At 46.9% G+C, this 13,572-nt stretch carries 14 protein-coding genes; 1 reads left to right on the top strand and 13 read right to left on the bottom strand.

The annotated features are described in order from the left end of the window. Window positions 1-320: 320 nt before the first annotated feature. From CIK04_RS07620 to CIK04_RS07610, 3 genes are read right to left on the bottom strand one after another with little or no spacing between them, the layout of a single operon-like run. Window positions 321-1,532, bottom strand: coding sequence for a BamA/TamA family outer membrane protein (locus tag CIK04_RS07620; RefSeq protein ID WP_039469887.1), 1,212 nt, complete (start codon window positions 1,530-1,532; stop codon window positions 321-323). Window positions 1,533-1,539: 7 nt separating this feature from the next. Further along, window positions 1,540-2,658: an alanine racemase gene (gene alr, locus CIK04_RS07615; protein WP_038940295.1), complete on the bottom strand. Its 1,119-nt coding sequence runs from the start codon at window positions 2,656-2,658 to the stop codon at window positions 1,540-1,542. Continuing rightward, on the bottom strand, window positions 2,630-4,024 hold the full coding sequence (locus CIK04_RS07610; protein ID WP_013571039.1) for a replicative DNA helicase: 1,395 nt from the start codon (window positions 4,022-4,024) through the stop codon (window positions 2,630-2,632). The genes alr and CIK04_RS07610 overlap by 29 nt, the downstream gene beginning before the upstream one ends. 167 nt (window positions 4,025-4,191) lie before the next feature. Here CIK04_RS07610 and CIK04_RS07605 point away from each other — a divergent pair, with 167 nt between their 5' ends. Then, window positions 4,192-4,959 (top strand): YdiY family protein, encoded by a 768-nt coding sequence (locus CIK04_RS07605; protein ID WP_097353338.1) that lies wholly within the window; start codon window positions 4,192-4,194, stop codon window positions 4,957-4,959. Window positions 4,960-5,043: 84 nt separating this feature from the next. Here the strand turns inward: CIK04_RS07605 and rplI are convergent, their stop codons facing one another. From rplI to CIK04_RS07555, 10 genes are all read right to left on the bottom strand, one after another. Continuing rightward, window positions 5,044-5,493, bottom strand: a complete 450-nt coding sequence (gene rplI / locus CIK04_RS07600; protein WP_017419665.1) for a 50S ribosomal protein L9 — start codon at window positions 5,491-5,493, stop codon at window positions 5,044-5,046. 33 nt (window positions 5,494-5,526) lie between these two features. Beyond that, window positions 5,527-5,754 carry a 30S ribosomal protein S18 gene (rpsR, locus tag CIK04_RS07595; RefSeq protein WP_000090472.1) on the bottom strand — a complete coding sequence of 76 codons (228 nt, stop codon included), beginning with the start codon at window positions 5,752-5,754 and terminating at the stop codon, window positions 5,527-5,529. Between the two features lie 16 nt (window positions 5,755-5,770). Then, a complete protein-coding gene (gene priB, locus CIK04_RS07590; protein WP_038940294.1) occupies window positions 5,771-6,073 on the bottom strand; it encodes a primosomal replication protein N in 303 nt (100 codons plus the stop codon). Between the two features lie 8 nt (window positions 6,074-6,081). After that, on the bottom strand, window positions 6,082-6,453 hold the full coding sequence (gene rpsF, locus CIK04_RS07585; RefSeq protein WP_011079362.1) for a 30S ribosomal protein S6: 372 nt from the start codon (window positions 6,451-6,453) through the stop codon (window positions 6,082-6,084). Window positions 6,454-6,688: 235 nt separating this feature from the next. Then, window positions 6,689-7,357 (bottom strand): ribulose-phosphate 3-epimerase, encoded by a 669-nt coding sequence (rpe, locus tag CIK04_RS07580; protein WP_017789767.1) that lies wholly within the window; start codon window positions 7,355-7,357, stop codon window positions 6,689-6,691. Between the two features lie 121 nt (window positions 7,358-7,478). Continuing rightward, window positions 7,479-8,306: a Dam family site-specific DNA-(adenine-N6)-methyltransferase gene (locus CIK04_RS07575; RefSeq protein WP_017419662.1), complete on the bottom strand. Its 828-nt coding sequence runs from the start codon at window positions 8,304-8,306 to the stop codon at window positions 7,479-7,481. A 79-nt stretch (window positions 8,307-8,385) separates the two neighbouring features. Beyond that, window positions 8,386-9,882 carry an AAA family ATPase gene (locus CIK04_RS07570; RefSeq protein WP_097353337.1) on the bottom strand — a complete coding sequence of 499 codons (1,497 nt, stop codon included), beginning with the start codon at window positions 9,880-9,882 and terminating at the stop codon, window positions 8,386-8,388. A 50-nt stretch (window positions 9,883-9,932) separates the two neighbouring features. Then, window positions 9,933-11,024 carry a 3-dehydroquinate synthase gene (aroB, locus tag CIK04_RS07565; RefSeq protein WP_011079358.1) on the bottom strand — a complete coding sequence of 364 codons (1,092 nt, stop codon included), beginning with the start codon at window positions 11,022-11,024 and terminating at the stop codon, window positions 9,933-9,935. Between the two features lie 32 nt (window positions 11,025-11,056). Continuing rightward, window positions 11,057-11,575 carry a shikimate kinase AroK gene (aroK, locus tag CIK04_RS07560; RefSeq protein ID WP_011079357.1) on the bottom strand — a complete coding sequence of 173 codons (519 nt, stop codon included), beginning with the start codon at window positions 11,573-11,575 and terminating at the stop codon, window positions 11,057-11,059. A gap of 201 nt (window positions 11,576-11,776) precedes the next feature. Then, on the bottom strand, window positions 11,777-13,561 hold the full coding sequence (locus CIK04_RS07555; RefSeq protein ID WP_017419660.1) for a type IV pilus secretin PilQ: 1,785 nt from the start codon (window positions 13,559-13,561) through the stop codon (window positions 11,777-11,779). Window positions 13,562-13,572: the final 11 nt, after the last annotated feature.

Genomic DNA, 13,572 nt, shown 5'->3' with positions numbered 1-13,572 from the left:
CAGTTATTGCACTGACTCCCTGTTAGATATCCCACCCTCAATCACAGTATTGGTCTGACTAAGTATCGGGCTTTGCGCTATGTTGGACGCTTACCCACCAATACCGCCGAAACAGGTTACGGTTAGTTGTGTACATCTAACTTCCTATGGCTTCCTTCAAACCCCACCGTTAGCCAGTGACGCCCTTGCCATTCGGATTGTCTTCCCCTTAGTCAGGGTGACTCCATTTTCTTTCAAGTGGACGGGTTTGCCAGCTTTGCTGGGCAAACAACAAGCCGAGCAACTAGCTCGGCTTGAGTCATCATAAGAGGTGACAAACGTTAAAATGGCTGGTTGACCATTACACGAAAAAGGCTCTCTTCACTTCCCCATGCCATTTCGGCTCGCACCACAATGCCTTCCACTTGAAAACGCACGGCGCCACCGGCGCTCCACTGCATATCGCTGTGCAACTCGGAGAAACGGCTTTCGTCGCTCACTCGTCCCATATCGACAAAAGCGACCCATTGCCACCAAGGGATATCGTAGATATTCAGCACTGGAATATCATCCAAAGGTTGCCATTTGGGTAAAACGCGGTACTCCGCGCTGTAGTTGATGGCCGATTTGCCATGGAAGCGCCCTGAGGAGAAACTTCTCAATCGGTATAAACCGCCTAGACTCACCTGATCAAACTCTGGCGGTCTTTGGCATGTTTGAGTATTACAATTATTCCAAGTAGGCGTATCGGCAATATAAAAGTTAAACGCAAACACTTGTTGGTCGAGAAGATCATCGACACCACCTAGATTCCAAAAGCCACTACTGGAATACTCATATTTCAACCAATCGTTGTCATTACCCCAGTTTTCATCTGCGTAGGTGATATCCAGTCGAGTGCGAAAACCTTGAGTCGGGTTGCGAACATCATTTCGGTTATCCCAATCCAACTTCAAACTGAGCCCGGTAGAATCGCTATCTTGGCCAGCAATAGCATTAATTTCTCGAGAGGTATGAAACGGCTGAAACTCAATGGTGGTGATACCGCTGCGATCTGGCGAGAAGCCTTTAATTTGCCGAGTGGGTTCTAATGCAGCGCGCGCTCCGCGAAACGCCGCATGCCCCCAAGGCACAATATAACGGAAGGAGAAACGCGTGATTGCTTCTTTACCTGTCGCTATCGTTCGATCGGCCGCTGTTGAATCATTACTGGCGTTGGCACCAAGGTAATAGTCGTAATCAACAAACTTCCCCTGATAGCTCTCCGCACCCAGCAACCAGAAATCACCCACTTGGTAATTTGATGCCGAAAGATAAGTGACATAGCTTCCTTTGTCAGAATAAAGCGCAGTCCCCAACACAGAAGCATTGGCTTGCCCTACGTGCTTTGCAAGTCCTGCAACACCCAGAGTATTACCCATGCTATCACTGACAAAATAGTAAGGAACTACGGCCGTGTCTGGAGACCAACTTGGCCAGCCATCAGCCCAAGTTGGCAGAGCACACAAGCCAGTTGCCGCAAGCACCAAGCGAAAAACAGGTTTTGATTTCATTAGTGATTTATTCGCTATAAGACATTTCAACGCGTGACGTAAGTTTAGTCACTAACTCATAAGCGATGGTGCCGATATGCTGCGCCACCTCTTCCGCTGGCAAATCAGCACCCCAAAGAATTGCTTCATCACCGACATGATCGGTTGCGTCGGGTCCGAGATCCACCGTGAGCATATCCATAGAGACTCGACCGGCAATCGGCACCTTGCGGCCATTGACTAACACGGGAGTTCCATTGGGTGCGGTACGTGGGTAGCCATCACCATAACCAATAGCAATCACCCCCACTTTGGTATCGCGTTCGCTGATCCAGGTTGCGCCATATCCCACTGACTCGCCCGCTTTTACATCTCGAACTGCAATTAAATGAGACTTTAAAGTCATCACTGGTTTGTAGCCCAGCTCGGACGCGGTCTTATCACCAAACGGAGAAACACCATACATAATGATGCCCGGGCGTACCCACTCCAATTGACTTTCTTGCCAAGCGAGTAATCCGGCGGAAGCGGCAAGTGAGCGCTCACCTTTGCAACCTCGAGTTAGCGACAAAAACAGCTCGATTTGTTTCGGCGTCATCTCGTTGTTCATCTCGTCAGCACAACCAAAATGGCTCATATAGCGTAAAGGTTTGGCCACATTCGGGCACTGATGCAAACGCTCAACAAACGCTTGGTATTGCTCTGGTCGCACCCCAAGGCGATGCATGCCACTATCGATCTTGAGCCACACCATCACTGGAGTTTCAAGCTCTGCCTCTTCCAAAGCACACAACTGCTCTTCGCAGTGCACCACCGTTTGAATGTTGTTGGTCACCAAGACAGGCAAATCACCCGAAGAGTAAAACCCTTCTAAAAGCAAGATGGGTTTTACGACACCACACGCTCGCAGTTGTAGCGCTTCTTCAATTCGCGCAACCCCAAAGGCATCCGCACCAACCGCATGCTTAGCTACGTGACGCAAACCATGACCATAGCCATTTGCCTTAACCACCGCCATCAACTTACTGCGCGGGGCTTGCTGTTTGATCAACTGCAAATTGTGTTGTAAAGCCGCAAGGTCAATACAAGCCGTGGCGGCTTTCATGTAATTCATCGTGTTACTCATCATCAAACGCCGGGCCGGCATAATTGTCAAAGCGAGACCACTGTCCTTGGAATGTCAAACGCACCGAACCGATAGGACCGTTACGCTGCTTACCAATAATGATCTCCGCGGTTCCTTTCAGCGCGCTGTCAGGGTTATACACTTCGTCTCGATAGATGAACATGATTAAGTCGGCGTCCTGCTCGATAGAGCCTGATTCACGTAGATCCGAGTTCACTGGACGTTTGTCTGCCCGTTGCTCTAGCGAGCGGTTTAACTGCGACAGGGCAACCACGGGGACATTCAGCTCCTTCGCCAATGCTTTTAGTGAGCGAGAAATCTCCGCTATTTCCAAAGTACGGTTATCAGAGAGAGCCGGCACGCGCATCAATTGAAGGTAGTCGACCATGATCATCGATAAACCACCATGCTCACGCGCCACACGACGCGCACGTGAACGCACTTCCGTTGGCGTTAGACCAGAGCTGTCATCGATGTACATGTTCTTCTTCTCCATCAAAATACCCATGGTCGAAGAAATACGCGCCCAATCCTCATCGTCCAGCTGACCGGTACGTATCTTCGTCTGATCAACACGAGACAAAGAGGCCAGCATACGCATCATGATTTGTTCCGCGGGCATCTCCAGTGAGAAAATGAGCACAGGCTTGTCTTGATCCATCGCCGCGTTTTCACACAAGTTCATTGCAAAGGTGGTTTTACCCATCGATGGACGTGCGGCGACAATGATAAGGTCAGAACCTTGCAAACCTGCGGTTTTCTTATTCAGATCCGTAAAGCCAGTATCCACCCCGGTGACACCATCTTGTGGGCTCTTGTACAGTAGCTCAATACGCTCTAAGGTTTTCTCTAGAATGGAATCGACATTTTGTGGGCCTTCGTTTTCGCTGGTGCGTTCTTCCGCGATGGCGAACACTTTACTCTCAGCGAGATCGAGCAGATCTTCCGAACTGCGGCCTTGAGGATCATAGCCCGCATCCGCAATTTCATTGGCAACACTGATCAGATTACGTACTAAAGCTCGCTCTGCAACGATATCAGCATAAGCATTAATGTTGGCAGCACTTGGCGTGTTTTTCGCCAAATCGGCAAGGTACGCAAAACCACCGACATCTTCCAACTGCTCACGGCGCTCTAAATGTTCGGACAGGGTAATCAGATCGAGCGGCTTGTTCTCTTCCAAAATGCTTTTGATGGCATCGAAAATCAAACGGTGGGGACGACTATAAAAATCCTTGCTGACCACACGCTCAGCAACCGTATCCCAACGTTCATTATCCAATAACAAACCACCAAGCACCGATTGCTCAGCTTCTAAGGAATGAGGAGGAACTTTTATTGCATCTACTTGGCTATCCGGAATTTTGCGTTTTCGATTATCCGCCATGACTACACTCTGTAACTTATGTTTAGCGTCATTATACTCAAAATGGTTTAAGATGTGCGCCTCCGCATGCAGAGTTTGTTGTCCATCTGACAAGTTTTAACTTTAGGCTGACGCACCTATTCTCGTATGTTCGTACTATCCTGAGCCATAAGCTCACATTATAAGAGGTGTTCGTGTCCAATCGCTGGTTTCTGTCGTTAGGTTTATACGCCGTTAGCCTAACTGCTTATGCTGAAGATAATTTGGATAAGGACATCGCCCTTCCCTCTCCGTGGAAAAGTGAAGTGGAGTTTGGCTATCAAGCTCACTCAGGCAACTCGGATTCTAAAGCGCTCAACGCACGCCTCAGTGGGGAATACACGGAAGGTCGCCACCGCTCAAATGGAGAGTGGAAATTCTACAATTTATACAAAGATGGGGAAGAAGATAAGCGCACGTCAACTTACAGCCTGCAATCAGACTACAAGTTATCCCCTAAGACCTATCTTTACGGCAGCTTTAAAGGCATTGATTCACGCTACAGTGCGTACTTCAAAGACCATACAATTTCAGCGGGTTTAGGTTATCAATTTGCCAGCACGGACACCTTTGTGCTTGAGTTCGAATTCGGTCCTGGCTTTCGTTATCAAGAACCAAACTTGGATGAAATTGATGGCGATGACATTATTTTTCCTGAAATCGTCGAAGAAGGGATTTTCCGTGGCAATTTAAAAACCAGCTGGCAAGCGTTAGAGAATCTGAGTCTCTCGGCTGATATTACCGTCGTCAGTGGTCACAGCAATACGCGAACCGACAGTGATTTAAGTTTAACCAATAACATAACCGAAGACATTGCCCTTAAGATCGCCCACTCTCGTCAATACCACGACCGAGTGCCCGATGGTCTAAGCAAAGCTGACAGTGTGTTCTCCGTCAATCTGCTGTTTGCTTTCTAATCTCAAGCCTCTGATACCGTAAACTCGAGCAATAAAAAAAGCACCTCAAAGAGGTGCTTTAAAATTTCGTCTTGAAACTGAAAATTACTCAGCCACAACTTGTAGTTTAGCAGTCGCGAAAACTTCAGAGTGAAGTTGAACGCTGATCTCGAACTCACCAGTTGTACGTAGAGCACCTTCAGGAAGGCGAACTTCGCTCTTAGCAACTTCAACGCCAGCTGCAGTGATTGCATCAGCGATGTCACGAGTACCGATAGAACCGAATAGTTTACCTTCGTCACCAGCTTTAGAAGAGATAACAACTGCTTCTAGAGCATTTACTTTCTCAGCGCGAGCTTGTGCAGAAGCTAGTTGCTCAGCAACTTTCGCTTCAAGTTCTGCACGACGAGCTTCGAACATCTCAACGTTGCCTTTAGTAGCCATAACTGCTTTACCCTGAGGGATAAGGAAGTTACGAGCGTAACCAGACTTAACGTTTACTGTGTCGCCAAGGCTACCTAGGTTACCGATTTTATCAAGTAGAATAACTTGCATTGTTTAATCCTCTTTCTTAATAAACGGTACCGATTACTGATGCTTGTCAGTGTACGGTAGTAGAGCTAGGTAACGAGAACGCTTGATCGCGCGAGCTAGTTGACGCTGATACTTAGCGCTAGTACCAGTGATACGGCTAGGTACGATTTTACCAGCTTCAGTGATGTAGTTTTTAAGAGTTGCTACGTCTTTGTAATCAATCTCTTGTACGCCTTCTGCAGTGAAACGGCAGAATTTACGACGACGGAAGAAACGAGCCATGGGCTATCTCCTGATCTTAAATATGAATTATGTCATCGGCATGTAACACCAATTTACCTACGCCATTTCGGCCGGTCTGATAAGCAACAAAGCCACTTACCTTAATGTTACTGCCCAAAACTATTTGTTGAGTTATCTCTTGTGACCCTTTACCGCTGACAACTACTGGCATTCGACAGAAAACTTGTCTTGGTAAATCTGCCTCAACCACTACCGAGCGATGCTCGAGCCAAAATCGACAATGTGTGATTCCAGCAGGGCTTTGGCTTCGAATCGGATCTTTCACGACGGTGCCGCTCAGCTCCATTCGATTGGTCATAAAATCAATTACTCAGCAGCGAATTCTTTCGCTTCAGCTTCACGACGAGGAGCGCGTTCTTCTTTCTGCTTAAGCATGATTGAAGGCTCAGTGATAGCTGCTTTAGTACGCATGATCATGTTGCGTAGAACTGCATCGTTGTAACGGAAAGCAGTTTCTAGCTCATCGATTACAGCTTGGTCCGCTTCAACGTTCATTAGAACGTAGTGAGCTTTGTGAAGCTTGTTGATTGGGTAAGCCAGTTGACGACGACCCCAGTCTTCTAGACGGTGGATTTTACCGCCAGCTTCAGTGATTGAACCTGTGTAACGCTCGATCATGCCAGCAACTTGCTCGCTTTGATCAGGGTGCACCATGAATACGATTTCGTAATGACGCATTGTTTGCTCCTTACGGATTATTAGCTTCCACATTTGGCTCAGTCATCCAGAGGAAGCAAGGAACTAAGGGTTATTGACCGAGTTTAAGGACGGCAAATAGTACAGAAAGGGCTCAGTTTAAGCAAGGAGTATTTTTAAACAACCGAAAGCAAGGAAGATAGGGAGCTAGAGAACTAGAAAACGAGAATGCGAGGAAGCGAGGAAGCGATTCATCTAGCAACCTCGCTTCTGGAATTTACGCTTTAGCCAGTTCTGCACGCATTTCGTCAATCACAGCTTTATAATCTGGTTGGCCAAAAATGGCTGAACCTGCAACAAACATATCCGCGCCCGCTTCGGCGATTTCACGAATGTTCTCCACTTTCACACCGCCATCGATCTCCAAGCGGATATCACGCCCTGTCGCATCAATCATCTTACGCACTGCTCGTAGCTTATCCAAAGTGTGAGGAATGAATGACTGCCCACCAAAGCCTGGGTTCACCGACATCAATAAAATGAGATCCACTTTATCCATGATGAATTCTAGATGCGCCAACGGTGTCGCAGGGTTAAGTACAACGCCCGCTTTACAGCCGTGCTCTTTGATCAATTGCAAAGTTCGATCGACATGCTCAGACGCTTCGATATGGAAGGTAATCATCGATGCACCCGCTTTGGCAAAATCGGGAATGATGCGATCGACCGGCTTGACCATCAAATGCACATCAATCGGCGCGGTAATGCCATAATCACGTAGCGCTTTACACACTGGCGCGCCGAAAGTGAGGTTCGGAACATAGTGGTTATCCATCACATCGAAATGGACAACATCCGCCCCAGCCGCTAAGACTTTTTCAACATCTTCACCTAGACGAGCAAAATCTGCAGACAAAATGGATGGAGCAATAAGAAAATCTTTCATACCTGACCTCAGTAATCACGAGCAAAACAGCAAACCAATGTGCGCGCAATTTTACCGAAGCCAGTGTGGAGATCCACCATTTCGGTGAAATAGTGTGAATGTGACGAATGAATCGATAGGGTTAACTGGCGTCTGGCTTATGGAAAAGCGCCATCAGTTCATCCACTTTGTTACGCCCCCCGCCATTGCGGCTGATAGTACGCTTGACCTTAACGACATTCAGCTCTGCGCCATGATACAAACGGCGCGTCAGTTTGGTGTCGTGGTTTGAAATAAGTACTGGGATGCCTCTTTCACTCGCGGTTTTTTCCGCAATATCCGCCAATGCGGCTTGATCGTCTAAGGTAAAACCATTACCTGCGTATGACGTAAAGTTGGCTGTATTTGAAAGTGGCGCATACGGTGGATCGCAATACACCACACACCCTTTGCGCGCACGACGAAATGTCTCTTGATACCCTTCGCAGACAAACGTTGCTTTCTGCGCTTTCTCCGCAAAAAACTCTAATTCTGCTTCAGGGAAATACGGTTTTTTATACGAACCAAAAGGCACATTGAAGCCGCCTTTTTTGTTGTAACGGCATAGACCATTGAAACCAAAACGGTTCATGTAGAGAAACGCTAATGAGCGAAACATCACGTCATCGGTTTTGTTAAACTCACTACGGATGCTCAAGTACGCGTCTTTACGATTATTCTCTTGCGTAAACCAGCGCTTTGCTTCACGGATGTAGAGCTCTGGTTGCTCTTTGAGCAAATTGTACAAGTTGATCAAATCGGGATTGATATCGGCCAAAAGATAATGGTCATAATCCGTATTGAGAAATACGGAACCCGCTCCGACAAAAGGTTCTACGAGTTTACGAGCTGGCGGTAGGTGCTTTTGGATGTCCTCCACAAGGCCATATTTTCCGCCTGCCCATTTTAGAAAGGCTCGCTGCTTTTTCATCGAATGCTCTTTACTGCTCTATCTATCAACCCAATTTCAAGGGTGCGGAATGTAACATATTTTCCCACGAAACTCAGGTTTATTTCACTCGGTCTATCTCTCGGTGCACCTGACTGAGCGATTTTGCCCATGGACCAAGCGACTGGAGAGATTTCGGCAGTTCATTCACCGCATCTCGAGCCATCTGAATAGTAGGATAATCGTGGTAGGTCACGATGTACCACTCCGTGTCGTTTCTCAACGTCGGATAAATACGGACTTGATTTTGCAACTGGTGTTTATCTAAAAAGGCTTGAACATCTTGCAACGACGTCATCGCCGCCAATTGCAATGTGTAACCTCTGGGTGACAACGCTTTCAACTCTTCACGAGCAAAGGAAAAACGCACAACCGCAGGCGCTTGATCCTGTTCTAGCGTATGGTTGATTTTTTCTGGCGCATCCGTTTCGATTACAGGGGTCGTTTGCGTGTTCGCGGCCACCAAGGCATCCATCTTACTGGTATCAGCCTGCTGTGGCTTATTTTCCAACAATGCGTCCACCACATCTGACTCAATCACAACACGTTGCTGATCTTGATCGCTAATGCCAACGCTGGTAGTCATCTCTTTCACCGCAGGGGGGAGTGCATCGGTATCATCTTGTGCCCCTTGTAAAGACAATGCCTCGGCTTGCTGTCGAGCCAGCTCCGTTTTTTGCTCGGCTTCTATCACCTGGGGTTCGGCAGTGGGTTCTAAAGTGGGAATCACTGTTTGTTCCAGCGTGCGTGAAATCTCTTGCGCTTTTTCATCGGCAGTGGGTTGACTGAACATCCACCAATAACCGGCCGCTGCGAGCAGCAATAATATCAGTACGGTGAGCACGATATTTACCGGTGATGCCACAATCGAGCGGATAATGATCCTTTTTTCCACCTTGAGATCTCCTAAAGCCATAATTGCCCCTGGAATCGGGTCTACTTTCTTAAAAGCGGCACGCACTTTTTTCTCATTGGCTTCGTCGATGTAACGAACCACTAGGTTTTCAAAAAAGCGCATCGCTTCCGTTTCACTCAGCCTTTCAATATCAAGGTCGACTGGTTTATGCTCCTGCCCGTAGCCTAAACGCGTCAACAGTGACTCTAATTGACCTGATTCGCTAAACATCAAGACGTTGACGGTCCATTGAGGGTTAGCCTGAGCTTCCAGCACCCACATCCATAGCTCTGAGACGAGCGCCTCACTTAATAGATGAGCATCATCAATAACAATGGCAAAGTCACAAGCTTGATCAGCAAAAAGACGCTCTGCACTTTCAATCAAAGCATCGTGTGGATTAAACAACGGCTCACTGACAAGCTGGCTAAGGATAAGCGTACGATGCTGGCTTTCATCTTGACTAGGATGGCACAGAACTAAACATTGATTTTTTTCTTGAGCATACTGCTCTAGATAACGTTGCGCTAACCAAGACTTACCAAATCCTTTAGCACCATTAATAGTGATAAGGTTGGAGCCAAAATTAGTCAATAACTCAAGACGTTCTAAAAGCTCAGTTTGAGAATCCAGTTCAAGTACATTAGGCAAAGCACGGCTCATCAGCGATTCCTTGTGAAAATAGCCCCTGATGGAGCTATTTTAAGGTTTGATTAATTGATTGTGCGACAATCTTCTATGGCTTGACGAATGACCTCTTGAGGCACATCAGCCACGACCTCAGCGGTACCAATACTGCTTGGTAAGACTAATCTCAGTTTCCCTGATAGCACTTTCTTATCGCGCATCATATGAGTCATGAAATCGTCAAACGTCATACTTTCTGGTGTATGTACTGGCAGCTTCGCTCTGCTAAGTATAGAGAAAATCTTATCAAATTGCTGCTGATCGATCATACCTTGTAACTGTGCGGTGCGTGCCGCCATGACCGTACCCGCGGCAACGGCTTCACCGTGTAACCAGTTGCCGTAGCCGAGCTCAGCTTCGATCGCGTGTCCAAACGTATGGCCCAAGTTTAATAAAGCACGAATGCCTGACTCTTTTTCATCTTGCGCCACCACTTCGGCTTTAATTTCACAACAGCGCGCGATGGCGTAAGTTAATGCTTGTTCATCTAATGAATACAGCGCATCAAGATGCTCATCGAGCCAAGTGAAAAACTCAGCGTCATAAATGATGCCGTATTTAATCACTTCAGCAATACCAGCAGCAAACTCTCGTTCAGGAAGGGTTTTCAAACAGTTGGTATCAATAATCACCGATTTAGGCTGATAGAATGCACCAATCATGTTTTTGCCTAGTGGATGGTTAACTGCCGTTTTTCCACCAACAGAAGAGTCCACTTGGGATAACAGCGTGGTTGGAATTTGAATAAAATCCACGCCACGTTGATAACAAGCGGCAGAAAAACCGACTAAATCACCAATTACACCACCACCTAGTGCGATAACCACAACATCACGGGCAAAGCTTCCCTCGAGAAGAAAGCTCATCACTTGGTTAAAGGTATCTAAACTCTTGTATTGCTCTCCATCAGGCAGTTCAAGCAACGAGGCCTGACAACCTAAAGATTGCAACAAAGAAAGAATTTTATCCGCATAGAGAGGAGCTACCGTGACATTGGTAATCACGACCACTTTCTGTCCAGCAGTGAGAGAAGATAGGTGCGCCGAATCTTCAAACAACCCGGCGCCTATTGTGATTGGGTAGCTACGTTCAGCTAAATTGACCGTAATCCGTTCCATGGTTGCACTCCACAATAAAAGAAAGACTTAACTTAGCTTTCTTCTAGCATTTTTACGATCTGGTTGGCTACCACTTTTGCACTTTGATCGTCAGTGCGAACGGTGTAATCCGCGATCTCTTCGTAAAGAGGGTTACGCTCACCAGCCAGTGATTCTAGTACTTCACGTGGATTATCCGTTTGTAGTAACGGACGTTTTTTGTCACGGTTAGTACGAGCTAGCTGTTTCTCGATAGTCGTTTCTAGGTATACCACAATACCACGTGCAGAAAGACGATTGCGGTTTTCGCGGCTTTTCACCGAGCCACCGCCCGTTGCCAAGACGATACCCTGCTCTAGTGTCAGATCATTGATAACCGCTTCTTCACGTTTGCGGAAACCCTCTTCACCTTCAACATCAAATACCCAAGAGATGTCAGCGCCTGTACGCTCTTCAATAACAGTATCAGAATCCAAAAACTCCATGTGGAGTTGTTGAGCTAGGTATCGACCAATTGTGCTTTTGCCAGCGCCCATTGGGCCAACAAGGAAAATATTACGTTTCTCAGCCATGTTTAGCAGTAATTTACAACGTTAATTCAATGACATCGCCACAAGAATAATTCGGATGAACCCCGATTCAATATGCGCTTGTGGCACCAATTCCTCACAGATACTCGTGATAAGACCCGAAATTATCAAGGTATGGTGCCGCTATTGCAACTTTATTTTTAATCTAATTGCTCTGTCACTCGCGATAAATCTCCACCAGCACTACTGCAAGATAACCTTAGGTGTGACAAATATCAGCAATTCACGCTTGCCCACGTTTTCATAGCTACGGCGGAAAAGCGCACCCAATAAGGGTAAATCGCCTAACAGAGGAACCTTATCCGTGGTATTGGTTATGCTGTGTTGGAAAATACCGCCTAACACTACCGTTTCACCATTATTGACCAAGACTTGTGTACCGATGCGCTGAGTATCAATCGCAACCGCTTCCCCAGTACCTGTTTTGACAATTTCGCCAGGTCTATCTTGTGTAACGCTTAAATCCAACACGAGACGATTGTCAGGCGTGATCTGAGGGGTCACTTTCAGGCTAAGCACAGCTTTCTTAAAGGAAACCGTGGTCGCTCCACTGGAGGAAGACTCTAGATAAGGAATCTCTGTACCTTGCTCGATATAAGCAGGCTTCTTATTGGTTGTGATCAAACGAGGGCTAGAAATAATTTCCGCTTTTGATTCGCGTTGCAGTGCTGATAGCTCGAGATCCAACAACAAATCCGACCCCAATTTAGCCACTTGGAAAGCAATACTTGAGGCGTTTGCAGAAGTCGCAGCAAGATTGACATTGAGGAAATCATCAATGGAGTTCGACCCGCCTTCATCACCACTGCCGCCGCTACCTGAGTCACCACTGCCACTCCCACTGCCTGCATTGTAGAGACCAATGGTTGCTAGGTTGTTTTCGATTGAACCGCCGACGGTTGTGCTGCCGTTGATGGAGGTGAACCCCCAACGGACACCAAGCTCATCAAGATTGCCTTCATTCACCGTGACAATGCGCGCTTCAATTTGTACCTGTTTGACTGGGATATCCAACGAATTGATAATTTCTCGAATCACTTCGATGTTTTCGGGTAACTCACGCAACAAAAGAGAGTTTGTCCGTTCATCAATCGCCACACTACCACGCTCTGACAGCATGCTGACCGACTCTTTGCCATTGATCATCTCAGCAATGTCTGACGCTTTAGCAAAGTTGACTTTGATGATTTCCGATTTAAGGGAGCCAAGCTCTTCCGCCAGACGTTCTTTCTCAAGCTGCTGCTTCTCTCGCAAATCCAGTTCATCTTGAGGAGCAATGAGCACAACATTGCCTTCAACACGTTTGTCTAGACCTTTCACTTGAAGAATGATGTCGAGCACTTGCTGCCAAGGTACCCCATCCAATCTCAGCGTCACATTACCAGTGACAGAATCAGACACCACGAGGTTGAAGCCATTGTAGTCTGCGATAAGCTGCAAAACGTTACGCACTGGAATATCTTGGAAGTTGATAGAAATCAGCTTGCCTTCTTTTTCCAACACACTTTGTTCACGGGCTTCTTGCTCCGATTTGATGCGAGAAATTGTCACCTCGAGATAGCGTCCAGAAAGACGATAGTCGTGACGAAATTCACCGCTGACATTCGCAACAAGACGGGTTTTGGACACTTCTCTGAATACTTCGATACTTTCAACCACGGTCGAAAAATCTTTGACATCGAGCAGATAGAGCTGCTCATCTTTAACCGAGGTATTGATCAACTCGATGCTCAATCCTTCTGCCACTGGTTTCAAATCCACCACGGTTGCAGGCGTTGCCAATTCAACGATGATAATCGCATCTTTGGCTGCATTGGTTCTGAAATCGATGCTCTTGAGCGCATTTTCTGCTTCAGATTGTGCGTTTGCAAAAGTGGTAAAGATGCAAACAGACAACAGGCAGACGAATTGGGAAAGCATTCCCGGAAACAATTGGATTTTGTTTTTCATCATCAACTCACAAATCACTAAAATTTCTT

This window comes from Vibrio sp. 03_296, assembly GCF_002265885.1.
The sequence above is the reverse complement of the archived record's forward strand: the minus strand, read 5'-3'. Positions and strand labels throughout refer to the sequence as shown.

Excerpts from the sequence above, each read along its gene's own strand:
- aroK (WP_011079357.1), bottom strand. The coding sequence starts at position 11,575 with ATGGCTGAGAAACGTAATATTTTCCTTGTTGGCCCAATGGGCGCTGGC.
- CIK04_RS07570 (WP_097353337.1), bottom strand. The coding sequence starts at position 9,882 with ATGAGCCGTGCTTTGCCTAATGTACTTGAACTGGATTCTCAAACTGAG.
- CIK04_RS07620 (WP_039469887.1), bottom strand. The coding sequence starts at position 1,532 with ATGAAATCAAAACCTGTTTTTCGCTTGGTGCTTGCGGCAACTGGCTTG.
- rplI (WP_017419665.1), bottom strand. The coding sequence starts at position 5,493 with ATGCAAGTTATTCTACTTGATAAAATCGGTAACCTAGGTAGCCTTGGC.
- CIK04_RS07610 (WP_013571039.1), bottom strand. The coding sequence starts at position 4,024 with ATGGCGGATAATCGAAAACGCAAAATTCCGGATAGCCAAGTAGATGCA.
- priB (WP_038940294.1), bottom strand. The coding sequence starts at position 6,073 with ATGACCAATCGAATGGAGCTGAGCGGCACCGTCGTGAAAGATCCGATT.
- rpe (WP_017789767.1), bottom strand. The coding sequence starts at position 7,357 with ATGAAAGATTTTCTTATTGCTCCATCCATTTTGTCTGCAGATTTTGCT.
- aroB (WP_011079358.1), bottom strand. The coding sequence starts at position 11,024 with ATGGAACGGATTACGGTCAATTTAGCTGAACGTAGCTACCCAATCACA.
- alr (WP_038940295.1), bottom strand. The coding sequence starts at position 2,658 with ATGCCGGCCCGGCGTTTGATGATGAGTAACACGATGAATTACATGAAA.
- CIK04_RS07575 (WP_017419662.1), bottom strand. The coding sequence starts at position 8,306 with ATGAAAAAGCAGCGAGCCTTTCTAAAATGGGCAGGCGGAAAATATGGC.
- rpsF (WP_011079362.1), bottom strand. The coding sequence starts at position 6,453 with ATGCGTCATTACGAAATCGTATTCATGGTGCACCCTGATCAAAGCGAG.
- rpsR (WP_000090472.1), bottom strand. The coding sequence starts at position 5,754 with ATGGCTCGTTTCTTCCGTCGTCGTAAATTCTGCCGTTTCACTGCAGAA.